General features: G+C 41.5%; 28 protein-coding genes, 2 tRNA genes and 1 pseudogene. 12 read left to right on the forward strand and 19 right to left on the reverse strand.

What is annotated here, in order from left to right; translation table 11 throughout:
• Positions 1 to 95 precede the first annotated feature (95 nt).
• Positions 96 to 1,202, forward strand: a complete 1,107-nt coding sequence (gene ald, locus AAHJ11_RS10745; protein WP_099147204.1) for an alanine dehydrogenase — start codon at positions 96 to 98, stop codon at positions 1,200 to 1,202.
• A gap of 160 nt (positions 1,203 to 1,362) precedes the next feature.
• Here ald and AAHJ11_RS10750 read toward each other — a convergent pair whose 3' ends face one another.
• From AAHJ11_RS10750 to AAHJ11_RS10780, 7 genes are all read right to left on the reverse strand, one after another.
• Entirely contained in the window at positions 1,363 to 2,307 is a 945-nt protein-coding gene (locus AAHJ11_RS10750) for an NAD(P)H-dependent flavin oxidoreductase (protein ID WP_217721145.1), read from the reverse strand.
• A gap of 73 nt (positions 2,308 to 2,380) precedes the next feature.
• On the reverse strand, positions 2,381 to 3,106 hold the full coding sequence (locus AAHJ11_RS10755) for a DUF4858 domain-containing protein (protein WP_195649483.1): 726 nt from the start codon (positions 3,104 to 3,106) through the stop codon (positions 2,381 to 2,383).
• 178 nt (positions 3,107 to 3,284) lie between these two features.
• On the reverse strand, positions 3,285 to 3,809 hold the full coding sequence (locus AAHJ11_RS10760) for a DUF4943 family protein (RefSeq protein ID WP_074559124.1): 525 nt from the start codon (positions 3,807 to 3,809) through the stop codon (positions 3,285 to 3,287).
• A gap of 11 nt (positions 3,810 to 3,820) precedes the next feature.
• A complete protein-coding gene (locus AAHJ11_RS10765) occupies positions 3,821 to 4,870 on the reverse strand; it encodes a porin family protein (protein WP_413579513.1) in 1,050 nt (349 codons plus the stop codon).
• Positions 4,854 to 5,405: an RNA polymerase sigma factor gene (locus AAHJ11_RS10770; RefSeq protein WP_004300758.1), complete on the reverse strand. Its 552-nt coding sequence runs from the start codon at positions 5,403 to 5,405 to the stop codon at positions 4,854 to 4,856. The genes AAHJ11_RS10765 and AAHJ11_RS10770 overlap by 17 nt, the downstream gene beginning before the upstream one ends.
• 219 nt (positions 5,406 to 5,624) lie before the next feature.
• A complete protein-coding gene (gene nadC, locus AAHJ11_RS10775; protein ID WP_004314515.1) occupies positions 5,625 to 6,473 on the reverse strand; it encodes a carboxylating nicotinate-nucleotide diphosphorylase in 849 nt (282 codons plus the stop codon).
• The gene (locus AAHJ11_RS10780) at positions 6,466 to 6,858 is read right to left on the reverse strand and encodes a DUF4783 domain-containing protein (RefSeq protein ID WP_148364809.1); all 393 of its coding nucleotides are present in this window, start codon (positions 6,856 to 6,858) and stop codon (positions 6,466 to 6,468) included. Before AAHJ11_RS10780 ends, nadC begins: the two co-directional genes overlap by 8 nt.
• A 127-nt stretch (positions 6,859 to 6,985) precedes the next feature.
• On the opposite strand from AAHJ11_RS10780, the gene rlmH reads away from it, so the two are divergent.
• Positions 6,986 to 7,459 (forward strand): 23S rRNA (pseudouridine(1915)-N(3))-methyltransferase RlmH, encoded by a 474-nt coding sequence (gene rlmH / locus AAHJ11_RS10785; RefSeq protein ID WP_413579515.1) that lies wholly within the window; start codon positions 6,986 to 6,988, stop codon positions 7,457 to 7,459.
• A gap of 19 nt (positions 7,460 to 7,478) precedes the next feature.
• On the opposite strand, the pseudogene AAHJ11_RS10790 reads toward rlmH, so the two are convergent.
• The 6 genes and pseudogenes from AAHJ11_RS10790 to AAHJ11_RS10815 form a co-directional block, all read right to left on the reverse strand.
• Positions 7,479 to 8,077, reverse strand: a pseudogene (locus AAHJ11_RS10790) (nucleotidyl transferase AbiEii/AbiGii toxin family protein).
• Positions 8,032 to 8,331, reverse strand: coding sequence for a DUF6922 domain-containing protein (locus AAHJ11_RS10795; RefSeq protein WP_413579516.1), 300 nt, complete (start codon positions 8,329 to 8,331; stop codon positions 8,032 to 8,034). The pseudogene AAHJ11_RS10790 and the gene AAHJ11_RS10795 overlap by 46 nt, the downstream one beginning before the upstream one ends.
• A 77-nt stretch (positions 8,332 to 8,408) precedes the next feature.
• A complete protein-coding gene (locus tag AAHJ11_RS10800) occupies positions 8,409 to 9,050 on the reverse strand; it encodes an HD domain-containing protein (RefSeq protein WP_217721147.1) in 642 nt (213 codons plus the stop codon).
• Between the two features lie 37 nt (positions 9,051 to 9,087).
• On the reverse strand, positions 9,088 to 9,543 hold the full coding sequence (queF, locus tag AAHJ11_RS10805) for a preQ(1) synthase (protein ID WP_004304260.1): 456 nt from the start codon (positions 9,541 to 9,543) through the stop codon (positions 9,088 to 9,090).
• A 580-nt stretch (positions 9,544 to 10,123) separates the two neighbouring features.
• Positions 10,124 to 10,783 carry a 7-cyano-7-deazaguanine synthase QueC gene (queC, locus tag AAHJ11_RS10810; RefSeq protein ID WP_320982727.1) on the reverse strand — a complete coding sequence of 220 codons (660 nt, stop codon included), beginning with the start codon at positions 10,781 to 10,783 and terminating at the stop codon, positions 10,124 to 10,126.
• A gap of 8 nt (positions 10,784 to 10,791) precedes the next feature.
• The gene (locus tag AAHJ11_RS10815) at positions 10,792 to 11,472 is read right to left on the reverse strand and encodes a queuosine precursor transporter (RefSeq protein WP_148364806.1); all 681 of its coding nucleotides are present in this window, start codon (positions 11,470 to 11,472) and stop codon (positions 10,792 to 10,794) included.
• A 730-nt stretch (positions 11,473 to 12,202) separates the two neighbouring features.
• Here AAHJ11_RS10815 and AAHJ11_RS10820 point away from each other — a divergent pair.
• A complete protein-coding gene (locus tag AAHJ11_RS10820) occupies positions 12,203 to 13,045 on the forward strand; it encodes a DNA-directed RNA polymerase subunit alpha C-terminal domain-containing protein (RefSeq protein WP_217721148.1) in 843 nt (280 codons plus the stop codon).
• Positions 13,046 to 13,444: 399 nt separating this feature from the next.
• Here the strand turns inward: AAHJ11_RS10820 and AAHJ11_RS10825 are convergent, their stop codons facing one another.
• Positions 13,445 to 13,951, reverse strand: coding sequence for an RNA polymerase sigma factor (locus tag AAHJ11_RS10825; protein WP_074559099.1), 507 nt, complete (start codon positions 13,949 to 13,951; stop codon positions 13,445 to 13,447).
• Positions 13,952 to 14,114: 163 nt separating this feature from the next.
• Here AAHJ11_RS10825 and AAHJ11_RS10830 point away from each other — a divergent pair, with 163 nt between their 5' ends.
• Positions 14,115 to 15,404 (forward strand): DcaP family trimeric outer membrane transporter, encoded by a 1,290-nt coding sequence (locus AAHJ11_RS10830; RefSeq protein ID WP_074559100.1) that lies wholly within the window; start codon positions 14,115 to 14,117, stop codon positions 15,402 to 15,404.
• A gap of 83 nt (positions 15,405 to 15,487) precedes the next feature.
• Here AAHJ11_RS10830 and AAHJ11_RS10835 read toward each other — a convergent pair whose 3' ends face one another.
• Positions 15,488 to 16,915, reverse strand: coding sequence for an OmpP1/FadL family transporter (locus AAHJ11_RS10835; protein ID WP_413579518.1), 1,428 nt, complete (start codon positions 16,913 to 16,915; stop codon positions 15,488 to 15,490).
• Between the two features lie 208 nt (positions 16,916 to 17,123).
• On the opposite strand from AAHJ11_RS10835, the gene AAHJ11_RS10840 reads away from it, so the two are divergent.
• The 6 genes from AAHJ11_RS10840 (at position 17,124) to AAHJ11_RS10865 (ending at position 21,920) form a co-directional block, all read left to right on the forward strand.
• The gene (locus AAHJ11_RS10840; RefSeq protein ID WP_195649410.1) at positions 17,124 to 18,125 is read left to right on the forward strand and encodes a 2-hydroxyacid dehydrogenase; all 1,002 of its coding nucleotides are present in this window, start codon (positions 17,124 to 17,126) and stop codon (positions 18,123 to 18,125) included.
• Between the two features lie 63 nt (positions 18,126 to 18,188).
• Complete coding sequence (locus tag AAHJ11_RS10845) at positions 18,189 to 18,893, forward strand: pirin family protein (RefSeq protein ID WP_148364804.1); 705 nt, start codon at positions 18,189 to 18,191, stop codon at positions 18,891 to 18,893.
• 44 nt (positions 18,894 to 18,937) lie between these two features.
• Complete coding sequence (gene pdxH / locus AAHJ11_RS10850) at positions 18,938 to 19,585, forward strand: pyridoxamine 5'-phosphate oxidase (RefSeq protein ID WP_259023248.1); 648 nt, start codon at positions 18,938 to 18,940, stop codon at positions 19,583 to 19,585.
• 67 nt (positions 19,586 to 19,652) lie between these two features.
• The gene (locus tag AAHJ11_RS10855; protein WP_413579520.1) at positions 19,653 to 20,384 is read left to right on the forward strand and encodes an MBL fold metallo-hydrolase; all 732 of its coding nucleotides are present in this window, start codon (positions 19,653 to 19,655) and stop codon (positions 20,382 to 20,384) included.
• Between the two features lie 13 nt (positions 20,385 to 20,397).
• Positions 20,398 to 21,528 (forward strand): DUF4468 domain-containing protein, encoded by a 1,131-nt coding sequence (locus AAHJ11_RS10860; protein ID WP_148364801.1) that lies wholly within the window; start codon positions 20,398 to 20,400, stop codon positions 21,526 to 21,528.
• 14 nt (positions 21,529 to 21,542) lie between these two features.
• A complete protein-coding gene (locus AAHJ11_RS10865) occupies positions 21,543 to 21,920 on the forward strand; it encodes a VOC family protein (protein ID WP_004304308.1) in 378 nt (125 codons plus the stop codon).
• A gap of 66 nt (positions 21,921 to 21,986) precedes the next feature.
• Here the strand turns inward: AAHJ11_RS10865 and AAHJ11_RS10870 are convergent, their stop codons facing one another.
• Both AAHJ11_RS10870 and AAHJ11_RS10875 read right to left on the reverse strand, forming a co-directional pair.
• Positions 21,987 to 22,451, reverse strand: coding sequence for a DUF3592 domain-containing protein (locus AAHJ11_RS10870; protein WP_258981349.1), 465 nt, complete (start codon positions 22,449 to 22,451; stop codon positions 21,987 to 21,989).
• A gap of 4 nt (positions 22,452 to 22,455) precedes the next feature.
• Complete coding sequence (locus tag AAHJ11_RS10875) at positions 22,456 to 22,641, reverse strand: hypothetical protein (RefSeq protein WP_004300779.1); 186 nt, start codon at positions 22,639 to 22,641, stop codon at positions 22,456 to 22,458.
• 95 nt (positions 22,642 to 22,736) lie between these two features.
• Here AAHJ11_RS10875 and AAHJ11_RS10880 point away from each other — a divergent pair, with 95 nt between their 5' ends.
• Positions 22,737 to 23,468 (forward strand): class I SAM-dependent methyltransferase, encoded by a 732-nt coding sequence (locus AAHJ11_RS10880; protein ID WP_413579521.1) that lies wholly within the window; start codon positions 22,737 to 22,739, stop codon positions 23,466 to 23,468.
• Between the two features lie 98 nt (positions 23,469 to 23,566).
• Here AAHJ11_RS10880 and AAHJ11_RS10885 read toward each other — a convergent pair whose 3' ends face one another.
• Positions 23,567 to 24,169, reverse strand: coding sequence for a TlpA family protein disulfide reductase (locus AAHJ11_RS10885; RefSeq protein ID WP_148364800.1), 603 nt, complete (start codon positions 24,167 to 24,169; stop codon positions 23,567 to 23,569).
• 94 nt (positions 24,170 to 24,263) lie between these two features.
• Here AAHJ11_RS10885 and AAHJ11_RS10890 point away from each other — a divergent pair.
• A tRNA-Thr gene (locus AAHJ11_RS10890) sits at positions 24,264 to 24,337 on the forward strand.
• Between the two features lie 216 nt (positions 24,338 to 24,553).
• Here the strand turns inward: AAHJ11_RS10890 and AAHJ11_RS10895 are convergent.
• A tRNA-Cys gene (locus AAHJ11_RS10895) sits at positions 24,554 to 24,625 on the reverse strand.
• Positions 24,626 to 24,628 lie beyond the last annotated feature (3 nt).

Here is a 24,628-nt window from a genome sequence, read left to right on the forward strand (position 1 = left end):
GCGAGGCATTCTGTTCTAAAACATCCCCTTACGAATAACAACGTAAGGGGATTTTTCGTACATTCGAACATGTTAAATCTTTAATACGTAACATTATGATTATCGGAGTACCAAAGGAAATCAAAAACAATGAGAACCGTGTTGGCATGACACCTTCGGGGGTGGCCGAAGTGGTAAAACAAGGGCATCGGGTATTTATCCAACATACAGCGGGAATAAATAGCGGTTTTCCGGATGAAGCATATCAAGCTGTCGGCGCGCATATCCTGCCAACAATAGAAGACATTTACGCCACTGCCGAGATGATCGTAAAGGTGAAAGAACCGATAGTCACCGAATATAACTTAATTAGAAAAGGACAGTTACTATTCACTTATTTCCATTTTGCTTCCGACCGGGAATTAACTCTTGCCATGCTCTCCAACAAATCAATATGCCTGGCTTATGAAACTGTAGAAGAAGCAGATCACTCATTGCCTTTATTAATTCCTATGAGTGAAGTTGCCGGACGTATGTCTATCCAGGAAGGCGCCCGTTTTCTGGAAAAACCGCAAGGTGGAAAAGGTATTCTTTTGGGAGGCGTGCCAGGTGTTAAACCAGCTAAAGTATTAATTTTAGGAGGTGGAGTTGTAGGTAGCAATGCCGCACAAATAGCTGCAGGAATGGGGGCAGATGTCACTATTACAGATATAAATCTGGCACGTCTGCGCTATTTGAGCGAAACACTGCCGAAGAATGTAAAGACATTGTACGCATCCGAACTAAGAATCAGAAAAGAATTACCGGATGTTGATTTAGTTGTCGGTTCTGTACTGATTCCCGGTGATAAAGCACCACATTTGATTACCAAAGAGATGCTTTCAATGATGCAGCCCGGCACAGTATTAGTGGATGTGGCAATCGATCAGGGAGGATGTTTCGAAACGTCTCACCCGACTACTCACAGCGCACCGACTTATATTGTAGATGGAATTGTTCATTATGCAGTAGCTAATATTCCGGGAGCTGTGCCTTACACTTCCACTCTTGCACTGACTAATGCTACCCTCCCCTACGTAATGGCTTTAGCAAATAAGGGATGGAAAAAAGCCTGCAAAGAGAATCCAGCATTAGCACTCGGATTAAATATCGTAGAAGGAAAAATCGTTTATAAGGCCGTAGCCGACGTATTTGGTTTGAAGTACGAACCTGTCAGCCTATAATTTCACCACAGAGGACACGGAGGACACAGAGTTCTTCTCTCTCTTTCCGTAAGTAAAACAGAGCGATAAATACGATTCTCAATACGTGAGACTCTGTGTTACTAAAAAGATTAAACCTCTGTGTCCTCCGTGTCCTCTGTGGTGAAATAGAAATTAGCATTTATCTTTCAAACAAATATTTCTTCTCCACCGCCTGCCAATAAGACTCAACCAATTCGTTCATCACCTCTGCCACCGACTGTCGACGGGATATTATTGCCGAAACCTGACCTATCTCCAGTTCACCTTCTTCCAAGTCTCCTTCAAACATACCTTTCTTTGCACGTCCTTTTCCTAGCAAGCTTCGTAATTCTTCAGCAGAAGCACCACTATCTTCAGCCTTCTCCACCGCCTCGCGGAAAGCATTCTTTACCAAACGCGTCGGAGCCAGCTTTTTCAATAACAACTTAGTATCTCCTTCACCAAGACTCAAGCAATAATCCTTAAATACCGGACTCGCTGAACTCTCGTCAGTCAGAGCAAAACGGGTTCCTATCTGCACACCTTCGGCTCCCAATACCATAGCAGCCAGTATTCCTTCTCCTGTGCCGACACCTCCTGCAGCTATCAAAGGCAATGTTGTAGCCTCACGTACAGCGGGAATCAAACAGAAAGTCGTTGTCTCTTCGCGTCCATTATGCCCTCCGGCTTCAAACCCTTCTGCCACTACCGCATCTACTCCGGCCTCCTCACATTTTACAGCAAAACGGGAAGAAGAAACAACATGAACAACCGTTATTCCACGCTCTTTCAACCACCCAGTCCACGTTTTCGGATTTCCGGCAGAGGTAAAAACAATCTTCACTCCCTCTTCCACCACAATATTCATGATCTCTTCTATCTGAGGATACATCAAAGGAATGTTTACACCAAAAGGCAATTTCGTGGCCGCATTGCATTTACGGATATGCTCGCGTAAAGTGTCCGGATGCATGGAACCGGCACCGATCAATCCCAGTCCACCGGCATTGCTCACAGCAGAAGCAAGACGCCAACCGCTGCACCACACCATGCCACCTTGAATAATAGGATATTGAATACCCAGAAGAGAAGTAATTCTATTCATAACCAATAATTTATCTATGTGTTAATAGGTTGACATGAGCGCATTGCTACATCAACACATCATTATAACGCCTTCAACGGGCAATCTGTTCAATTGGTTTATTTATCAACACAGTGGTAGAATCTCCATAAGTTCTCAACACTTCCAATGTGCGGGCACGGTTATCCCGTCCCGTCTTATTCCAAAAATCTTTTGTAAAGACAGCCATCAGGTCAAGTCCGCCGATAGTTCCACCATTGATATACACTCCACTCCCACCAAACAAGGGAATAGGTGCATCCATCACTACCGTGTTCACCATCATTCCGTTAGCACGTTCACCCAACTGGCGGAAACGCACCCCACTCGCCTGTATCTCATCCAACGACTTACGCATTCCTTTTGCCATCGGATTGCGTGCCCAGTTTGAATAAGATCTTTGATGACGTATCTCGTAGAAAGGATCACCCCGCCAGGTATTTTTATCGATCTTTATCTTCTTCTGATAGATGGGATCCCAGTTATAGCGGGTATTTGCTTTATATGGCATCAGAGTCAACATCACTTTCGGTTTAGGCAATGCTTCAGGAAGCGATTCGTCAGGCATCATCCAGCTTTTCTCCTCCGACATCCGGGGAGTACCCACTGCGCTTCCGAAATCAATCGACTTCACAGCATCCATATTTAAATGCAACTCCTGGTCACTCTCCAGCAATTTCTTTAAATGCAAAGAATCTTGTGCCGTCCATACTTGCGCATATGCAAATACAGCGATCAGACACAGTGCCATTGTTGTTATAAACCGTTTCAATCCATCCATCCTTTTTACTCTTTCATTACCTATATTTCGGAGCACTTCATATACATTTTGCACGTATGAGAAGCTATCTTTTGAGCGTAATAATCCCCCTGTCAGCAGCAAAAGACTACTGATACAAACAAATGTTCCCACATGAATGTTTCCTATTTTTTACTTTCCGAAGGCTCCTCCCCCTTTATTACCACCAACGATAACCCGATCCACAAAGCGGCTCATCGTAGCACGGATCAATTGTCCATCTCGTTTTCGGATATTGGCGTTCTTCCCACCAACTACGATAACAAGCGGCTGCATCGAGTACTTCCTCATCGGTCAGGAAATAGATTGCTTCATAATTTTCAGCATTCGCCAATACCATTTTACAACCTAATGACGGAGGTGTGCCCTGACGGATAGATTCAATCACCCAAAGCATACACTCACCCAACCGAATCTTACCGTTGTTCATATTGTAAACCGACGGAAAAGAAGGGATAATAGTCAGATCTTCCGCATATTTTAAAAGTTCGGGAATGTCCTCTTCCGTGAAATGAGGAACTTCCACTACTCCTTTATCATTCTTCATCTTATACGTACCCGCCTTCAATTGTTTCACAAAAAGGGCAACGTCCGGATTGTTATAATCCATTTCTTCGCTGGTGCATCCTGTAAAAGATACAATCAGGCAAACAGCCATCCACAGCATTAGTAGTGTTTTTTTCATTTTCATAAGGATTAATACGTCATGCGAAGTCCGCAAAGTAAATTAAAATTAGTCGGCCGTTTCGTTCGTACCGTAGCCAATTTCGAATCTGTCTTGAAATGATGCGAAACTCCGGGTTCGGCAAAAACAGCAAGTCGGTCATTAATCTTATAGTTGATTCCAATACCGGCAGTCACTGCCAGCTGGATAGGTTCTTCTTTAAAACTGTTGTCCGGTGCACCGGCAATACATTTATCGGCTATTCCTCCCACAGTAGCATAAAAGTCGATTTTCTTCGTATCTACCAACGTCACGTTCACTTTAACGGGGATCCCCAGATAGTGCAAGTGCTGCCCTGCAGAACGGAGGTTCGAATAGAGCAGTCCGGTTTCTATGCCGAGAAAATCGTTCAACTTACGTTCTACCGTCACCCCTGCGGAAACCGGCATTTTATAAGTACCATTATCTGCCGGAAGTGCTGTACCCACTTGAACTTTCATCGCCCAGCGATGCTTTTTCACTGCTTTGGGTTGAACCATATTGACATTCGACTGTTCTTCCGGAGCGACAGATGACTCTGTATTACCGTTTGTTGCCTGCCAATAACCATTATGCACCTGATTAGCATATTGGTTGCCATTTCCCGTAGAAGTAGTGGAAGAAAAAGAAAACGACATGGAGAAAGTGATAGAAAGAGAATCTTCTTCCTCTGTATATTGCGACAGCATACCGTAAGATTTCGGAGCCGGTTTCGGCAACACCGGTTCTACCGGCAGCGGTAACTGATTGACACGTATTCCATCTCCATCCATCTGTCCTCCATTCGTCACGGCTATCTTTGTAAATGCTTCTTCCATATCTTCCTTTGGAGAGAAATACAAGAAAGTAGCCGACGAGGCTGCCAAAACGAGCAATACAGACGCCGCAGCCGCCACACGGAAGAGCAGAATCCGGCGACGATGCTGGCAAGCCACAGGAATTTCCTGCGAGAGCTCTTCCCAAAAGCCATCCCGTACACTCATCCTGGCATCAGCGAGACGTGTGCGAAACAGATCGGTTATTTCATCATTTTCTTTCTTCATGATTCCTATACTCTTTAATTCTTTTTGCTAACAAATATTTGGCCCGGTGCAACTGCGAAGTAGATGAATGCTCTTTAATGTGAAGCATCTTGGCTATCTCCTTGTGCGATTTCTCTTCAAACACATAAAGGTTGAAAACGGTTCGGCAACCATCCGGCAATTCGGCAATAAAAGCCATCAACTGCTCTTCGGAGATTCCAGCCCCTCCTCCCGAATCCGATATATCCGGTATATCGGGAAGCTGCTCTTCATGCACTACCAACTGACTGACTCGTTTCTCCCGTCGCAGGAAATCGAGTGATTGAGTGACCATCACCCGGGTGATCCATGTACAGAGTGAAGACTCACCCCGGAACGAGAAGTTGGTAAAAATCTTGATGAAACCGTCATGCAGTACATCATGCGCCGCATCCATATCGCCCGTATAGCGGAAACATACCGCCAGCATCTGTTTGGAATAGAGGGTGTAAAGCTCCTTTCGGGCTGAATCCTTTCCTGCCCGACAGCCCTTTATCAGTTCTATCTCGTTTTCCAAAGTCAATTACTTTTTTTAAAATCGAACGTATGTCTGCGTCGTTTGCTTATTAGACGCGAGAGTTTGAGGAATGCTGCAAGGAATATTGCTAAAAGAAGTTAAAGAATACGATTCACCACAGAGGACACAGAGTACACAGAGGATTTAAACTTATTTTATAGGAAGAATTTCCTATCATTGTTCCTCTGTGTACTCTGTGTCCTCTGTGGTGAAAAAAAATCAGCACGCTTTGAAACTCATATCCAGTCCTTTCACTGAATGAGTCAAAGCTCCTACAGAGATGAAGTCTACGCCACATTCGGCATAGTCGCGGAGCGTATCAAAGGTGATACCACCCGAAGATTCAGTTTCGTATTTACCTGCCACCATCTCTACTGCTTTCTTTGTCATTTCGGGAGTGAAGTTATCAAACATGATACGGTCTACTCCACCGAGATCAAGAACTTGCTGCAGTTCGTCGAAGCTGCGGACTTCTATTTCTATTTTCAGGTCTTTGCCTTTTTCCTTGCAATATTCTTTGGCACGGGTGATGGCTTTGTCGATACCTCCGGCAAAGTCCACATGATTGTCTTTCAGAAGAATCATGTCGAACAGACCAATACGATGGTTTACTCCGCCACCGATTTTCACTGCCATTTTTTCAAGGATACGCATACCGGGAGTTGTCTTGCGGGTGTCAAGCACACGGGTATTTGTGCCTTCCAACACCTTTGCATATTTACGGGTCATTGTTGCAATACCGCTCATACGCTGCATCACGTTCAACATCAGGCGTTCGGTTTGAAGCAAAGATTGCACTTTTCCTTCCACTACCATTGCTACGTCACCCGGTTTCACTTCTGTTCCGTCATTGATAAACACTTCCACTTTCATGGTAGGATCGAAACGGTTGAAGATTTCTTTAGCAACTTCGATGCCAGCCAACACACCGGCTTCTTTGATAAGCAATTTTGATTTTCCCATTGCCGTAGCGGGAATACATGAAAGGGTGGTATGATCACCATCACCTATATCTTCTGCAAAAGCAAGATCGATCAACTTGTCGATCAGTTCTTTTTCCTTATTCATTGATCTTGTCAATTCTTATTTGATGTATTAAATATTGATTCTGCACTTTCTTCAGGAAACAGTTCACACGAAAGTTCCCATTAGTAGTAGCCAACGTACCGATAACGAAACTTGATTCATCCCGTTTTCCCTGATGGTTCACGTTAAATCCGCTGACTTTATTCTTCGTAAAGAATTCCTGCATGGTAGCTGTTGCTTTCTGTTTGTCAACGTTTGTCGAGCGACCTTGGAGCACCAAGTTTACCTTGTCCCCCATATACTTACTCAGCTCTTGCGAGCTTCCTCTTTTAAATGCCGTTATCACTCCTGCCGGTATCTCCTGCGCCATCAGCAACGAGAGAGAAAGAAGCAAAGCGGTCATTCCTGCAAGCACTCGTTTTTTCATAAATACAAGCTTTTAAGTTGAAGTTTAAAGCTTTAAACTTTCAACTAATGATAGGCAAAGGTAAGCATTAATTGCAGAATAACATAAAAAATGCCTATTTTTGTGCAATAATCAGAATTGTAAACGTATGAAAACAACCCTGCTCGTCGTAGGACGAACCGTAGAACAACACTATATAACTGCGATCAACGACTATATCCAGCGTACTAAACGGTCTATCACTTTCGATATGGAAGTGATCCCCGAACTGAAAAACACCAAGAGCCTTTCAATGGAAGTGCAGAAAGAAAAGGAAGGGGAACTGATACTGAAAGCTCTTCAACCGGGCGACGTGGTGGTATTGCTCGATGAGCACGGAAAAGAAATGCGTTCTCTGGAGTTCGCCGAATATATGAAGCGGAAAATGAACACGGTCAACAAACGACTGGTATTCATTATCGGAGGGCCTTATGGCTTTTCTGAAAAAGTTTATCAAGTGGCACACGAAAAGATTTCAATGTCCAAGATGACTTTCTCACATCAGATGATCCGGCTGATATTCGTTGAGCAGATTTATCGGGCGATGACTATATTGAATGGAGGGCCGTATCATCATGAATAGTAACTTATCTCATATACTATTATAAACGAGACAAAATAGACTTTTTAATTTCGTCCCAAGATACATCCACAAACATATAAGGCATTGGCTCCTCCTCCGCATCTTCAAAATAAGCTAAACTTTTCATAGCCATAAAAGAAGATGAGTCAGGATATTTTTGAGAATAGAAATCCAACAGATTTTTCAATGAATACTTTTTCAACAAAAAGTATTCATTGAAAAATCTTTTTTAGTACCTCTCCCTTCAATAGCAGTAATTTTCATTGCCGCAATATCTCTAGGACTTGCCAAACGTATCCCATCTTTATATACGACATCATCAAGCCAAGGATAAGTATAGTTCACGATATCTATTTTAACCTCATTCAATACGTAAATGTGTATATTCTTAGAATCATTTAAGATAGTCAGTGTCCCAAGTGTTCGCAAAGCTTCCTTCAAATCTTGAGAATCTACATTAATCTGACCAAAAAAATCCAAATCGACCGACTTTCGATGTCCTAATTGCAAAGCTAATGCAGTACCACCGACTAGACGAGTATTACAAAGTACAGGTAACTGTTGCAACTGTTTTAAAAGTTCCAGTGTTGTGGATTCGACCGTTGATAAGTGTAACATCTAAATTGTTCTTTAGGAGTTTGTGAAATGGCAGAAAGATAAGCTAAAGCCCGAGGCTCCAATTCACGAAACCCTTTAGCTATTTCGACGATTCCCCCAAGACCATAATATTGTTTTACAATATTCCAATCTTGCAACATACCATATTCAAGCACTCTCTTTATTATATATTGTGAATGCTTCTCCATATCCAAATCATCTTTATTGACATCCCAAAAAAGATATGTTGAAAATCGAGTAATATATTCTTCCATTATCTATCGTATTGCAATCCTTAATATGACAAAGATAAAAATAAAAAATGAATCGAACGCAAGCTAATAGCTATATTTCACAAAACTGTATTATTCTCTTCTTCATAGATTTTATTAAAAACTCTACAAAGTTTTTTTTCATCCGCAATTAGTTGACGAAGTTCTGCCAACCGTCCGGCATTATCCGATTGGGATATCCACAACTTCAGATACCCTCCTTCTGCATATTTATCAGTAAGATGTTTCCGAAAACGGGCGTATTGCTCTTCTTTATCCATCTCCGGATAATGAGACAGCCCATATTGTACGGTACGACGTAAAGTGACTTCGGGATCAATAATTCGGTCAGCCTCGGCAACAATCATTCCATAGATTGTTCTGGGAGCCTGTTTATTAGAAGCCCGATGATCTTCTATCGCCTCTTTCATCTGCAACAGCTGCTCATCCGTAAACCAACGCCGCAAAGTTTCGTCCGCTAGCAACACTTTGCCGGAGGTTATATGATGAAATTCACGTCCTTCGTATAATCCCAGGTCATGATAAGCAGCAATGACATAAACCATCGAATAATCGACTTCATAATGTGCCGCTAATTTCAGACTTTCCTCCATAACCTTTTCTACATGGTCTATTTGATGCGCTTTATCAAAGTTAGCGTATTGAGGGATAATACTTTGCCGAACATAGTTTTGCAATTCAACAGGCACATGATGAGTCATATTCGATATTTTTAGCAAGTGAATTCCTTTATTTTTATTATTCCCGATTCATCAAACGATGTTCTGCCATCTGTTCGAACTTTGTTCCCGGACGACCATAATTGGCATACGGATAAATGGAAATACCACCGCGAGGAGTAAATATCCCGGTTACTTCTATGTATTTGGGATTCATCAACCGGATAAGATCTTTCATGATGATATTCACACAATCTTCATGAAAGGCTCCATGACTGCGGAAACTGAAAAGATAGAGTTTCAAACTCTTGCTTTCCACCATTTTTATATCAGGAATGTAGCTGATACGTATTTCGGCAAAGTCCGGCTGTCCGGTAATAGGACACAGACTTGTGAACTCCGGGCAGTTGAAACGTACCCAGTAATCATTTTCAGGATGCTTATTATCAAAGGCTTCCAGTACTTCAGGAGCATAATCTTGCTTATACTCGGTTTTTCTTCCTAACAAGGAAAGTTGGTCTTTTAATTCAGTCACTGCACTCGTTAACTACAACCTCTACCCTAAACAAAAAAATGCATTTCCTCTTTCACCTATCACCGTTCAGCCTCAAACGCTTTATTCATCGAGGTTTCAGTGGTGAAAGATTCATTTTACAACCTATCACCGCATCTATCACCTATCACCATCAACTCTTAACCCACGTTTGCTTTCTCCTCATCTTACTTGTTACGGTGAGTTTCATTGCCTGAAACAATGTGTTTCCCGTGCTGAAACAAAGTGTTTCATTACTTGGAACAAACTGTTTCAAGCCTTGAAACTATAGTTTCAAGCGTTAGAAACTTTAGTTTCCTACCGTTGAAACTCTAGTTTCTCACCGATGAAACAACAGTTTCATGCTGTTGAAACTAATCTAAGCCTATACGTTCCGGATAGAAGCTACTACCATTTATTAATTAGAACGTACCGGTGACGGCAAGTAGTGACAGCAAAATATCAAAATTAGCTGCTGTCACTACTTGCCGTCACAGACCAGACATTTCATAATCAAACACTTACCTACAACAATGTGACAGATGACAACAAAAAAATGCATTTTAATCTCTATGTAGAGATATTATTGATTCTTACTTTTTAAATACTTCTTCAATCCCTCCCGACGTAGTGTACAAGCCGGACAGTGCCCACAACCATCTCCCTGAACGCCATTATAGCAAGTCAGAGTCTCGGTGCGAATCAGTTCCAGCACTCCCAGTTCGTCGGCCAATGCCCATGTTTCTGCCTTATCAATCCACATCAAAGGGGTATGAATCACAAATTGTTCATCCATAGCCAGATTGAGAGTTACATTAAGAGACTTGATAAAGGCATCACGGCAATCGGGATAACCGCTGAAATCCGTTTGGGAAACTCCCGTTACCAAATGATTAATGCCACGTTCACGGGCATATACCGCTGCGATACTTAGAAAAAACAGATTACGTCCCGGAACAAAGGTATTGGGAACGCTATCTGCTGGTTTTTCCTGATCCATCACCATCGTAGTATCGGTCAATGAATTGTGACCTAACTGTCCGATAAAGGAAACATCCATCACATCAAATTCCACTTCTGCTTTCCGGGCTATCTCCCGTGCAAGCTCCACCTCTTTCTGATGCTTCTGACCATACAGGAAACTCAAGGCATATACTTTCTTAAAGTTGCGTTTTGCCCAAAACAAACAAGTAGTAGAGTCCTGTCCACCGCTAAACACAACCAATGCTGCTTCTCTATTCATATTCTATCTTAAATATCTTTGATTTTCAACACATTATAGGAGATATCGGTATCATACACATCACTACCGTCTACCTTCTTAATGGCTTTCACTACACGGATTGTCACCGGAAGGATCATAACTTCATACATGGATTTCAGCACAATCTGAATCCCCATCATGATAAGCAGTTCTTTCCAAGCAATGATTCCGCCAAAAGCTACCGGGAAGAAAATCAGTGAATCGGCAGTCTCACCTACTACAGTAGACCAGATGGCACGGGCCGAAAAGTTACGTCCCTGACTGGCTACTTTCATCTTACTCATCACATACGCATTGAGAAATGAGCCTACCAAAAAAGCCATCAGACTGGCAGCCACGATACGAGGCGCCATGCCGAATACAAAATCAAAATGTTCTTCACCCTCCCAGAAAGGAGCAGCCGGAATGGCAACAGCTATCAACCCAAGAGCAACCACGAAGAAGTTCATGGCAAAACCGCTCCAAATGATGAGCCGCGCTTTCTTGAATCCCCAAACTTCGGCGATACAATCATTAATAATATAAGAAATAGGAAAAACTAATAATCCGGCTGTCACGGTCAGACTACCCACCTGGATTACTTTTGTTTCAAGAAGATTGGCTGCAATGAGACAGACATTAAACAGAATGCCCAGCAGCATAAAGGGTACAGATACTTTCTCTTTCATTATTCCTGTTTTTTACGTGGTGTTCTAGAATACACGACCGCTATTCACGGCATCATACTTTATTTTTATCTTTCGGGGGCAAAGGTATAAGAAAAAAGCGAGAGGGCAAAAAGAAAAGAACAACATTTTAAACACCTATCTTTTTCTACTCATACTATAATCGTTTTGAAATAAGTCAAGTCATAAAAAAACAGGCACGGATTACGCGGATTAACACGGTTTTTAATAGTCTATCCAATCTCTTAAAACCGTGAAATCCGTGTAATCCGTGCCTAAAATATATTCCTTATCGTACCATTTAAAGTAATTTTTGGTGCAGTTGTCCGGCTTGTTCATCTGCAACAGTATATAAAAGTGTCCCAACTTATTTTTTAGCGATTACTTATTTTCTATGAGATTGACAAAAAACGACCTTTTCATATCCTTTCTTCTCGAAAAAATATTTATATTTGCAGCGAGGATTGGACCATTATTGACAGCCAATCTTCATGTTTTAGGACATTTAATTTATCTTATTAGAAAAGTCGCGTTTTCGAAACAGAAATCAAAATTAGATGTCCGCACTGAACTTATATCCAAATTAAGACATATAAGTACAGGTGCGGGCATACTATATTCGATTTCTGTGGGCTCGCGCGACTGCCTCTAGTAAGGAATATATGTATCGTCCGTGCCTCTTATTTTATTATAATCCGGCTGCGGCGCATACACTAAAAAAACAAATTGAGGTATGACAACAAAACAATGGATTGGCATTGAAGAAGCCGCAGAGAAGTATCAAGTATCTATCAGACGTATCAATACGTGGTGCAAAAGACAGGAAATTACTTTCACAGAAATTGACCATTACCTGATGCTGGATGAAAACAGTTTGCTGGAATGTATCGAACGAAACACACAGCTTGCCCTTACAAATGAAGAGTTTGAACGACGCAAAGAAAAACTCATAAGAGAAAACGAAGAAAATCTATTTATTCTCCAATCATTAGCGCCACTAACCCCAATGATGCGTCTGATAATAAAAGAACTTGCCGGAATGATTCAAAATGAAAACAGAAGACGCATGTTCCTGTTTGTCACACTGGAAGGTAATTTCAAAAAATATGCAGAAGAATCCTGCCAAGATTTCTTTTATATTCGAAGAGAGTTTCAGATACTTATTCGGGATATTCAATCCCGAATCGGATTTCTAAAGACATACAAAGACGAAATGACGTATCTCAAAGCGGCACTGCGACTATACGAAATGAACTTCGGCAGAAATCTATTCAGCAAGAATAGTTTAGAAAAGGAAAGTCCGGCAGCCCGGGAAAAGAAAAATGCCATCCACCTGCTCAATACTCCTATTCGTGACTTTGAGTTTGACCCAAGATCAAGTCGGGTGCTAGGCGAAAACGGTGTACAGACACTTCGGGATTTATTAAAAATCACCTATAAATACGGATGGAATAGAATAAATAAACTACCGAACATTGGTCCGACCTCACTAAATAAGTTAATCAACCGACTGAAACAGTTGAATATCCTTGATGATGAAGAAGGGTGCTATCTCTATAAATATTTGGATGAATGAAAACAATCATGAAATTTCCCTAACATCGAAATCCTTTTAGTCGCTCTGTTGTTCTAAGTGGATGTTTAATCAAAAAATATATCATGGAACATCAAGTCTTCTTATCGGTTACTACGGTGGGAAGACTGTTTTTTTAACTATTTCGGAGAGCGAAAATATAAAATTGTTTTATCTCTGAAAAAGAAAGCTTCAACAAGCTCCAGTTGTTCGGAGTTTCCGAACAACTAAGGCGATATCTATGCTACTGCCGTGGATTTATCCCTATGTTGAAGATAGTATTAAAACGTTGATGGACGGCATTCAGCAGAAAATAAACAAGCCTTCCCATCAGTCGTCGTATTCTGACAGGAAGGCTCATCACTTTGACCTTAAAACACATCACTCAATCAGGCACCTGCATCAGGAAGAAAAATCTTTCAGTTCCTCTTTCAACCGCTTACGGATGAAAAACAAACGGCTCTTTACCGTTCCCATCGGCAATCCTAATTTTTCGGCAATTTCTCGATACTTAAATCCGGCAACAAACATCTGGAAGGGAACTTTCATTTCTTCCGGTATGGAATGTATCACCCGATACAGTTGTTTCATATCATACGTAAACTCAAACCTGTCGGCATCTTCATCCTCGATCAAATGTTGCTGATTGATAGAATAACTGTCATCAATCAGATTCATTTCGCGAACTGTACGACGATAGTTGTTGACAAAAATATTACGCATAAGCGTATACATCCATCCTTTCAGATTCTTACTATATGTAAACTTTTCACGATTATCCAGTGCCTGCAACACACAGTCCTGAACCAAATCATTGGCAGAGTCACGATCTGCCGTCAATTTATATGCGAAGCGATGCAAATCCGGTTGTATCGCCAATATTCCTTTAGTAAAATCCACTTTTTCCATCATCGTATTTCTTTTATCTAATTAGTACGATACAAAGATCCGCTTTTTTAGAATCATTATAAATAGCAATTCTTCCGATTAGTTTGGCTATTTTTCCTTTGCCCCTCTCAACCATTTCTTTTTTTAGTTGTTCATTGGGCATTCACCTAAAACTTAACTGATAATGAGAACAAGCTTTAAAATGGTAGCCATGCTACTGGGGATAGGAATTTTTCCCCTCTGTGCTCATGCACAAAAGAAAGTAATCATCGAAGATGAAGAACCCAATTCCATCATGTTTGTTTCGAAGAACAAAGCAGGAGATGAAATCATCCGAATCATGAACGACCGTTCGCAGATGCGTTTCCACGACCCGAATGCTCCCCGCTTCCTGCTCACCGACCAAAAAGGGAAATTTGCCCTGGGCATCGGAGGATATGTCCGTGCAACGGCAGAGTATGACTTTAACGGTATCGTAAATGATGTCGATTTCTATCCGGCATTGATTCCACAACGCGGAAGCGGCAATTTTGCCAAGAATCAATTCCAGATGGACATCACCACTTCTACCCTATTCCTCAAACTGGTAGGACGTACGAAACATCTGGGAGACTTCGTTGTCTACACAGCCGGAAACTTCCGGGGTGACGGAAAAACCTTTGAATTGCAGAACGCTTATGCGCAATTCCTCGGTTTCACGATCGGATACAGCTACGGTTCGTTCATGGACCTCTCCGCACTGCCTCCTACCATCGACTTTGCAGGTCCTAACGGGTCGGCATTTTACCGCACCACGCAATTGAGTTATATGTACGATAAGTTGAAAAACTGGAAATTCGGTGTTTCAATGGAAATGCCTTCAGTAGACGGTACAACCAACAATGACTTGTCTATCAACACCCAACGGATGCCGGACTTCGCCACTTCCGTACAGTATAACTGGAATAGTAGCAGTCACGTTAAATTAGGTGCTATTGTCCGTAGTATGACTTACTCAAGTAACGTACATGAGAAAGCCTATTCCGCCACCGGATTCGGGTTGCAAGCATCTACAACATTCAATATTACCAAGAAATTACAAGCATTCGGACAGTTTAATTATGGAAAAGGTATCGGATCTTACCTGAACGATTTAAGTAATCTGAACGTAGATATCGTTCCCGATCCTGATAATGAGGGAAAAATGCAGGTTCTCCCGATGCTGGGATGGTATGCAGGGTTGCAATATAACCTTTGTCCGAGCATCTTTATATCCGGCACATATAGTTTATCCAGACTTTATTCTGAAAACGGATATCCAAGTGAAAATCCGGAATCCTATCGCAAAGGACAGTATTTAGTGGCTAATGCTTTCTGGAATGTAAGCAGTAACCTGCAAGTGGGCGTAGAATATTTAAGAGGATGGCGTACTGATTTCAGTTCTTCAACCCGCCACGCCAACCGGTTGAATATGCTGGTACAGTATTCTTTCTAAACTAACATAGAACAGTAAAACAAAAAAGCCGTCTCGAACATGGTGTCGAAACGGCTTTTCTATACATATAAAGGATTAGAAATCTAGAACTTATAGTTCACGCTCACACCAAATACTTTATTGGTACGGCTATAAACGTCTTTATCAATAGATGCACCTAATCCACGTACATTTTCTTTAGTGTAATCACTATACGTAGTCCAGAAATAAGCAACATCAAGGCTCAATGCCTGCGTGAAATTAATACGACCTCCGAAACCAACTGAATAAGAATCACAAGAAAAACTTGTATCTGATTGGAAAGCATCGCTCAATCCGTAGTCTGTTTTCTGATAACCTCCACTGACTGTGAACAGTTTATTGATATCCCATTCGACACCCGCCAAGTACTCGTGTGTACCATGTCTCAGTGTTTTCTGCTTACCATCCGCCATACCGGCATTCTTATCATCAAAAAAGTGATATTCTACCGAAGCTCTCAATGATGGCAAAAATTCATAACTTGCTGCTACAGAAAGCATAGAAGGAAGGTCGCTCGGCGTGTTCACACCATTCGCATAAGGTGCCATAAAATCCGCAGCTGCATCCGGAAACTCACGTGTATGCGTATCATTTTCAATATTCATATTAGCCTTAAATTCGTACTTCGCTGCCAAATTCAACTTTCCGAATTTAGCATCTACGCCGATAATAGGTGTCAATCCCCAACCTGTCTGGTCACAATCAAGCTCAATCTTTGTATCATCCAGTTTTTGAAGCAAAGGACCCGATTGCGCCTGCGCTGCCAGAGTTGCTTGTTCCAAACTCATATCAGGATTAGCAGCCATGATTTTTTGTACTATGGCAGCACCCAACTGTTGAGCCACACCCTCTTTCAGACTAATATTCAAATGCCCCTTATATCCACCAGTAAAATAATTCATACGTGCACCAGCAAAAACAGAGAAGTGTTCATTAATCTTATAACTTGCTCCTAACTGAAAACCATAGATGTACTGACGACCTTCCATAGCCGAATTAATATTGTACATATTAGGTTTCAACATTCCTCCACTCGCAGAATTTGCCAAACTAATAGCAGCGGCATCAAACATAGGCAAGCCTGTGTTGAAAGAAGCTTTTCCACCGCCACCCACAATGGCAAAGCTACCGGAAAACGCCCAGTCACCTTTCTTATATACAGCATGTATGGAAGGAATAACGGGAGCAGAAGCCGTCCCTTCATAATTACGCACAGTAGTCTGTCCGTCCATGGTCCATAAAGGACTTGTTGCAGCAATATCACGGGTCTGATATGCACTTTGAATAGTAAGTGCTACTTGAAGACCATCTTTGGGAAGAAATGCCAGTCCGGCAGGATTACTATAAACTCCATCAACATCGATGGAAGCGCCGCGGGCTATCATGCGTAAGAAAGCAGCATTCTGATTCGTATTGGTTAGATAATCTCCGGCAAAAGTTGGAATTGAAACGATCAACATTGCAAGACCAATCAACGAAATTTTTCTCATCTAAATCTTTTTTAAAATTATTTCGGCGCAAAGATATAATAATATTGCACAGGGAGCACACATTTGTGCATTTATTTTCATATATCCGCCATTTTAATTGAAAAATCAAACTGTTTCTAATGAAACAATCTGTTTTTCGAATGATGGATTGATTAAACAAATTCACCTGCTCCAACGTTTAATATTATATAATTTATAGAATAATATTATGGCCTATACAATTGCATTTTTCGGCACAAAGCCTTATGATGAGTCCTCTTTCAATGACAAAAACAAAGAGTTCGGGTTTGAGATACGCTACTACAAAGGGCATCTGAATAAAAACAACGTACTACTGACACAAGGAGTAGATGCTGTCTGTATCTTTGTGAACGACGTTGCCGATGCAGAAGTAATCCGTGTGATGGCAGCCAACGGAGTAAAACTATTGGCACTACGCTGTGCCGGATTTAATAATGTAGATTTAGATGCTGCCGCCGCTGCCGGAATTACCGTAGTACGGGTTCCTGCCTACTCTCCTTATGCCGTTGCAGAGTACACCGTAGCTCTTATGTTATCGCTAAACCGGAAAATTCCCCGTGCTTCCTGGCGTACCAAAGACGGCAATTTCTCCCTGCACGGCCTGATGGGATTCGACATGCATGGAAAAACAGCAGGCATCATCGGCACAGGAAAAATAGCGAAAATACTGATTCACATCTTAAAAGGGTTTGGAATGAACGTATTGGCTTACGACCTCTATCCGGACCATAACTTCGCCCGTGAAGAACAAATAGTTTATACTTCATTGGACGAACTATATCACAATTCGGATATCATCTCCTTACATTGTCCGCTCACCGAAGCGACCAAATACCTGATTAATGACTACTCTATCAGCAAAATGAAAGACGGAGTAATGATTATCAATACCGGCCGTGGACAGCTGATTCATACCAACGCACTGATCGAAGGATTGAAGAACAAAAAAATAGGTTCTGCAGGACTGGACGTATATGAGGAAGAAAGTGAATACTTCTACGAAGACCAATCCGACCGTATTATCGACGATGATGTACTCGCCCGTTTGCTTTCATTCAATAATGTGATCGTCACTTCTCATCAAGCTTTTTTCACACATGAAGCGATGGAGAATATTGCTGCGACCACCCTGCAAAACATAAAAGATTTTATCAAACATAAGCCTTTGCTAAATGAAGTGAAGAAATAAAACTTTTAAGCTCCTTTCTTTGTTTACAAAACATATAAACAAATAAGAGAAAGGACAGATTTTATGAAAAAAGTAATACATAAAGCAGATACAAGAGGACATTCCCAGTATGACTGGTTGGATAGTTACCATACTTTTAGTTTTGACGAATACTTCGACTCCAATCGTATCAACTTCGGTGCCCTTCGCGTATTGAATGATGATAAGGTTGCACCCGGAGAAGGTTTTCAGACTCACCCGCATAAGAATATGGAAATCATCTCCATCCCTCTGAAAGGACATCTGCAACATGGAGACAGCAAGAAGAACAGCCGCATCATTACTGTTGGAGAAATTCAGACAATGAGTGCCGGAACGGGAATCTTCCACAGTGAAGTGAATGCAAGCCCTGTAGAACCGGTAGAATTCCTGCAGATCTGGATTATGCCGAGAGAACGGAACACCCGTCCCGTTTACCAGGATTTCAGCATTGCAGAACTGGAACGTCCGAATGAACTGGCAGTCATCGTATCTCCCGACGGCAGTACACCTGCTTCCCTTTTACAAGACACCTGGTTCTCAATCGGTAAAGTTGAAGCCGGAAAGAAACTGGGTTATCATATGCATCAAAGTCATGCAGGCGTCTATATTTTCCTCATTGAGGGAGAAATTGTAGTAGACGGCGAAGTATTGAAACGCCGCGATGGTATGGGTGTTTACGATACCAACAGTTTCGAACTGGAGACACTGAAAGATTCACATATCCTATTAATAGAAGTACCTATGTGATTCCATCATTAGAAATTAAGAACTAAAAACAGCCAGATAATCTTATGGCGAAATTAAACATAGCAGATATCCGACAGGAATATACGAAAGGCGGGTTGCGGGAAAGTGAACTTCCCGGCGACCCGCTTTCGCTTTTCAATCGTTGGCTACAAGAAGCAATTGAGGCAGAGGTGGACGAACCGACTGCAGTCATTGTAGGAACCGTATCTCCCGAAGGGAGACCGTCTACCCGTACCGTATTATTAAAAGGGCTCCATGATGGAAAATTTGTCTTTTATACCAATTATGAAAGCCGTAAAGGCAGGCAATTGGCACAAAATCCGTATATCTCCCTCTCTTTTGTGTGGCACGCCCTCGAAAGACAAATACATATAGAGGGAATAGCGACGAAAGTTCCTCCGGAAGAATCGGATGAATATTTCCGGAAACGTCCTTATAAAAGTCGGGTCGGTGCACGAATTTCTCCCCAAAGTCAACCTATAATAAGCAGAATGCAATTAATACGGTCTTTTGTCAGGGAGGCAGCCCGGTGGATCGGAAAAGAAGTGGAAAGACCTGATAATTGGGGCGGATACGCCGTTACCCCAACAAGGATTGAATTCTGGCAAGGACGTCCCAACCGTCTGCACGACCGTTTTCTATATACCCTGCAACCGGACGGGGAATGGAAAATCAGTCGTCTTGCTCCTTGATTTCGTCGATTTTTCTTGGCAACTCCAACTAGAATACGTAATATTGCAACTATAAAATAGTCAGCTTATGACACTGGATTATATTTATCACAGCGGTTTCGCCATCGAAATGGAAGGTGTAACCGTTATCATCGATTACTACAAAGATTCTTCCGAAACGGAACATAACCGGGGAATCGTACATGATTATCTCCTGAAAAGGCCGGGTAAGCTATATGTATTGGCCACCCATTTCCATCCCGACCACTTTAACCGTGAGATATTGACCTGGAAAGAACAACGCCCCGACATTCAATATATTTTCTCCAAAGATATCTTGAAATCCCATCGTGCCAAAGCCGAAGATGCTTTCTATATTAAAAAAGGAGAAACATACGACGACGAGACAATTCGTATCGATGCTTTCGGCTCAACGGATGTCGGCAGTTCGTTCCTGCTTCACCTGCAAGATTGGAGTATTTTCCATGCCGGCGACTTGAACAACTGGCATTGGAGTGAGGAATCTACTGAAGAAGAGATCCGAAAAGCCAATGGTGATTTCCTTGCAGAAGTTAAATATTTAAAAGAAAAAGCGCCAAACATCGATTTAGTACTATTCCCAGTGGATCGGAGAATGGGAAAAGATTACATGAAAGGGGCAAAACAGTTCATCGAACAAATAAAAACTACTATATTTGTGCCCATGCACTTCAGTGAAGATTATGAGGGGGGAAATGCGCTTCGTAGTTTTGCTGAAAATGCCGGATGCCGTTTTATCAGCATCACCCATCGGGGCGAAAGTTTTGAGATTACCAAATAAACACATGATAATTATGAATAAATTTACGATTCTGTTTCTTACCCTGTTCCTTGCATTGCCGATGGCGATGAAGGCAGATTCTGCAAAAGAGAAGAAAGACGACACCAGGTACCTTGTAGGAGCTGTTCCTGAAGTAGATGGTAAAGTAGTATTTTCCAAAGAATTCCAGATTCCCGGAATGAGTCAGGCACAAATCTACGACACAATGACAAAGTGGATGGACGAACGTCTGAAAGAAAATAAAAATATTGATAGCCGCATTGTTTTCTCTGACGAAGCAAAGGGGACAATTGCCGGTGTTGGAGAAGAATGGATTGTTTTCAGTTCAAGCGCCCTTTCATTAGACCGTACACTGGTCAACTATCAGATTACCGTTACCTGTAAACCCGGCAACTGTCTGGTAGAGCTTGAGAAAATCCGTTTCACTTACCGTGAAACAGAGAAATACAAAGCAGAAGAATGGATCACCGATAAATATGCGCTCAATAAAGCAAAGACCAAATTAGTGCGCGGCTTAGCTAAATGGCGTAGAAAAACTGTAGATTTCGCAGATGATATGTTTATGGATGTAGCAGTAGCTTTCGGAGCACCTGATACTCGTCCGAAGACAGAGAAAAAGAAAAAAGAAGAAGAGCAACAAAAAACATCTGTTGTGGCCGCTGCCGGTCCGATCATTATCGGTCAGGGAGGTAAAGTTACCACTACCGAATCTGCTCAAACCACCATTCCTGCGGCTACTTTGACTCCTGCCACTCCGGCTACCAAAGTTGCATCCGACGCATCCGGTTATACAGAAATTGATTTGAAACAAATTCCGGGCGAAGTATATGCTTTAATGGGAAGTGGCAAATTAGTGATCAGCATCGGAAAAGATGAGTTCAACATGACCAATATGACTGCAAATGCAGGTGGTGCATTGGGTTATCAATCAGGAAAAGCTGTTGCATATTGCACACTTTCACCCGATCAACCTTATGACGCAATAGAAAAGGCAGACAGCTATACACTAAAATTGTATGCTCCGAACCAAACAACTCCTTCAGCTGTTATCGAATGTAAGAAAATGCCTTCACAGACAACTCCGCAAGCCGGACAACCCCGTACCTATGTTGGAGAAATTGTGAAACTCTTAATGAAAAAATAAGGAAAATTGCAACAATGGAAATAAAAAGTAAATTTGACCATTTTAATATCAACGTTACAAACTTGGAGCGGAGTATCGCTTTTTATGAGAAAGCACTCGGCTTAAAAGAACATCATCGGAAAGAAGCATCCGACGGTTCATTCACACTGGTTTACCTGACAGATAATGAAACGGGATTCCTATTGGAATTGACATGGCTCAAAGATCATACTGCTCCATACGAACTGGGGGAAAACGAAAGTCACCTCTGTTTTCGTGTAGCCGGTGATTACGATGCAATCAGGGCCTATCACAAAGAAATGAATTGTGTATGTTTTGAGAATACTGCCATGGGGCTTTATTTTATTAACGACCCGGATGATTACTGGATTGAAATACTTCCACAGAAGTGATTTTATATAAAAAGGTGGGGCAGGATAATTATCCTGCCCCACCTTTTTATATAGAGAACGCTGTTTCTAAAAAACAAAGGATAGCCCTAAAATTGCCGACATTATAAAAAAACTACCAAGAACAAAATGGCTAATAAACAGCCTCATTATTTGCATGCTTGGCAACACAAACATATCATCTTTCTTATTTTTATCATACAATATGACAACCTTATCACCTACATGATACTGTTTTGGATAAAGATAAACATGACTTTCCCTTTCACTCTTTGGAGCAGAAGGAAGAAATTGGCAACATACCTCTTTTTCTCCCTCCAATTTATATTTTATTTTTGGTATACATACATCAGTAATATTCACACCATCAGACTTTAGTATCTCTATATCCACTACCTTCCCATATGTTTTCTTGCTATACGCTTTTATTATCTTGCAATGAATTATCCACAAGATTCCCATTTGCAGAACAAGAAAAGCACCTCGCAATAGAAGTATAACAGCAACTATACAAACTATTATATTTATAAACATATTTTTATTTTTTATGTCGACTAGCTCTTTTCTTCCGGATATCTGCTTTCATCTTCGCTGCACCCGAACCATGCTGACCACGAATATACGTCGCTTTTTTCGCTTTCGTTTTCACCTTTTCCTCTTCTTTGGGCTTATCTTTCTTACCTTTAAAAACGATGCCACCCATGATTGCTTCTTCTATACTCATATAATCATTTATTAGTATTCAATATTTCCGATGGCAAAGATAACCCTTTTCTGCGGATTTATTTATCTTTGCAAAGTTAACAATCGTAACCACCAATGGCAACAACAATTCTTTCTGCAGAAAAGGACCCGATGGGAGCCGCTATTTCTGACTATTTCAACCATCACAGAGCTGATCGTTTGCGGGTATTTTCTTCTCAATTCGAAGAAGATGAAATTCCCGTCAAAGAACTGTTTCGTAATATACAGTCTATGCCTATACTAGAGCGTACCGCCCTGCAAATGGCTACCGGACGGATTTTGGATGTAGGTGCCGGAAGTGGTTGCCATGCGCTGGCACTTCAGGAAATGGGAAAAAACGTATGCGCCATTGACATTTCTCCCTTATCTGTCGAAGTAATGAAACAACGCGGAGTGAACGATCCCCGCCTCATCAACCTTTTTGATGAAACATTTTCCGAAACATTCGATACGATCCTAATGCTCATGAATGGTTCCGGAATTATCGGACGGCTGAATAATATGCCCGTTTTTTTCCAACGGATGAAACGTATTCTCCGCCCTGGTGGATGCATACTTATGGATTCCAGTGATTTGCGTTATCTTTTTGAAGAGGAAGACGGTAGCATAGTCATCGACCTTGCCGGAGATTATTACGGAGAGATTAACTTCCAAATGCAGTATAAAGATGTAGAAGGAGACACATTCGACTGGTTATATGTAGATTTCCAGACTCTTAGCTTATATGCTTCCGAATGTGGTTTTAAGGCAGAATTGATAAAAGAAGGAAAGCATTACGATTATCTGGTCAAACTTAGCATTGCTTGAATACATCATCATATAGTGACGGTATGCACTCCGGATAGCGTCACTATTTTTATATACTCATACCTGTTCCGTTAGGAACATCTGATGAGGGTTTTCTTTTATTTTAGCATTTCATTAATTGCCTGCACAAGAGAAGCAAACTCTTCCTCATTATATAAACGAGTCAGCTTTACAATTTTCCCTTCCTTATCAATCAACACGTTTCTCGTTATTCCGGATTCACGTAATGCATATTTCGCAAAAATATCAGCTCCCGGATCCAGTCCTAGCGGATAAGTGACTCCGGTAGATTTAGCAAAAGCCAGTACTTTGTCAAGCGGTTCGTCACGGTCAATGCCAATCAGAGCAAAGTCTGCATTATTTTTATGCTTCAACCAAATATCCTTCTCGATAAACGGCATTTCTTTACGGCAAACTCCACACCAGCTTGCTGTGAACTGCAACATGACTACTTTACCACGAAGGGAAGATAAACTCACTTGTTTCCCATCTGTCAAGGTAATCGTGAAATCCGGAGCCATCTCTCCTACCCGGACAATATATCCTGTACTATCTGCCTGAACAGATTTTGCATCCGTAGCTACTTCTACACTATCTGTTGCAACTTCAACATTCGCCGTTCCTTTCTTCTGTCCGGAACAAGCCCATATACCTATGGCTAAAAGCGCCATACTACATACATTCATAATTTTCATTTTCATCTAATCATTGGTAACTTTGCAAATATAAAAAAAGTATGCGATGTATTTGCATTTTTAAAAGAAATTCATACCTTTGCACCCGCAAAAGAAAAACGCCTCTTTAGCTCAGTTGGCCAGAGCACGTGATTTGTAATCTCGGGGTCGTTGGTTCGAATCCGACAAGAGGCTCTCCAGAATGAATGCTGTTTATCACATCAGATAAGCAGCATTTTTTTATTAATTACCGTTACATTTCAAGTAGCAAGTCCGGGTACACGTTGAAAAAAAGCGTTTATCGGTGCATCGTAAATAAACTTATCCAAAGCTTGCGCCCCTATTTGCGTCCTCTTCAAAAACAAAAAGCTCCGAAACCCTTTATTATAAGTAGTTTCGGAGCTTTGCTTGAGGTTCCTGGCGGATTCGAACCGCCGTACACGGTTTTGCAGACCGCTGACTAAGCCACTCATCCAAGGAACCATT

Origin of the sequence: Bacteroides sp. 90-K9/2 (assembly GCF_047310725.1) — a bacterium.
In the GTDB taxonomy this organism is placed as follows: Bacteria; Bacteroidota; Bacteroidia; order Bacteroidales; family Bacteroidaceae; genus Bacteroides; species Bacteroides vicugnae.

Bases quoted from the DNA above. Each gene is read 5' to 3' on its own strand.
- AAHJ11_RS10885 (WP_148364800.1), bottom strand. From the start codon at position 24,169: ATGAAAATGAAAATTATGAATGTATGTAGTATGGCGCTTTTAGCCATA.
- AAHJ11_RS10825 (WP_074559099.1), bottom strand. From the start codon at position 13,951: ATGGAAAAAGTGGATTTTACTAAAGGAATATTGGCGATACAACCGGAT.
- AAHJ11_RS10800 (WP_217721147.1), bottom strand. From the start codon at position 9,050: ATGACTCATCATGTGCCTGTTGAATTGCAAAACTATGTTCGGCAAAGT.
- AAHJ11_RS10795 (WP_413579516.1), bottom strand. From the start codon at position 8,331: ATGGAAGAATATATTACTCGATTTTCAACATATCTTTTTTGGGATGTC.
- AAHJ11_RS10870 (WP_258981349.1), bottom strand. From the start codon at position 22,451: ATGTTTATAAATATAATAGTTTGTATAGTTGCTGTTATACTTCTATTG.
- AAHJ11_RS10845 (WP_148364804.1), top strand. From the start codon at position 18,189: ATGAAAAAAGTAATACATAAAGCAGATACAAGAGGACATTCCCAGTAT.
- AAHJ11_RS10765 (WP_413579513.1), bottom strand. From the start codon at position 4,870: ATGAAGAAAGAAAATGATGAAATAACCGATCTGTTTCGCACACGTCTC.
- AAHJ11_RS10880 (WP_413579521.1), top strand. From the start codon at position 22,737: ATGGCAACAACAATTCTTTCTGCAGAAAAGGACCCGATGGGAGCCGCT.
- AAHJ11_RS10820 (WP_217721148.1), top strand. From the start codon at position 12,203: ATGACAACAAAACAATGGATTGGCATTGAAGAAGCCGCAGAGAAGTAT.
- queC (WP_320982727.1), bottom strand. From the start codon at position 10,783: ATGAATAGAGAAGCAGCATTGGTTGTGTTTAGCGGTGGACAGGACTCT.
- AAHJ11_RS10855 (WP_413579520.1), top strand. From the start codon at position 19,653: ATGACACTGGATTATATTTATCACAGCGGTTTCGCCATCGAAATGGAA.
- AAHJ11_RS10835 (WP_413579518.1), bottom strand. From the start codon at position 16,915: ATGAGAAAAATTTCGTTGATTGGTCTTGCAATGTTGATCGTTTCAATT.
- AAHJ11_RS10750 (WP_217721145.1), bottom strand. From the start codon at position 2,307: ATGAATAGAATTACTTCTCTTCTGGGTATTCAATATCCTATTATTCAA.
- nadC (WP_004314515.1), bottom strand. From the start codon at position 6,473: ATGAATAAGGAAAAAGAACTGATCGACAAGTTGATCGATCTTGCTTTT.
- pdxH (WP_259023248.1), top strand. From the start codon at position 18,938: ATGGCGAAATTAAACATAGCAGATATCCGACAGGAATATACGAAAGGC.
- AAHJ11_RS10780 (WP_148364809.1), bottom strand. From the start codon at position 6,858: ATGAAAAAACGAGTGCTTGCAGGAATGACCGCTTTGCTTCTTTCTCTC.
- AAHJ11_RS10815 (WP_148364806.1), bottom strand. From the start codon at position 11,472: ATGAAAGAGAAAGTATCTGTACCCTTTATGCTGCTGGGCATTCTGTTT.
- AAHJ11_RS10860 (WP_148364801.1), top strand. From the start codon at position 20,398: ATGAATAAATTTACGATTCTGTTTCTTACCCTGTTCCTTGCATTGCCG.
- AAHJ11_RS10755 (WP_195649483.1), bottom strand. From the start codon at position 3,106: ATGGATGGATTGAAACGGTTTATAACAACAATGGCACTGTGTCTGATC.
- AAHJ11_RS10875 (WP_004300779.1), bottom strand. From the start codon at position 22,641: ATGAGTATAGAAGAAGCAATCATGGGTGGCATCGTTTTTAAAGGTAAG.
- AAHJ11_RS10830 (WP_074559100.1), top strand. From the start codon at position 14,115: ATGAGAACAAGCTTTAAAATGGTAGCCATGCTACTGGGGATAGGAATT.
- rlmH (WP_413579515.1), top strand. From the start codon at position 6,986: ATGAAAACAACCCTGCTCGTCGTAGGACGAACCGTAGAACAACACTAT.
- AAHJ11_RS10840 (WP_195649410.1), top strand. From the start codon at position 17,124: ATGGCCTATACAATTGCATTTTTCGGCACAAAGCCTTATGATGAGTCC.
- AAHJ11_RS10865 (WP_004304308.1), top strand. From the start codon at position 21,543: ATGGAAATAAAAAGTAAATTTGACCATTTTAATATCAACGTTACAAAC.
- AAHJ11_RS10760 (WP_074559124.1), bottom strand. From the start codon at position 3,809: ATGAAAAAAACACTACTAATGCTGTGGATGGCTGTTTGCCTGATTGTA.
- ald (WP_099147204.1), top strand. From the start codon at position 96: ATGATTATCGGAGTACCAAAGGAAATCAAAAACAATGAGAACCGTGTT.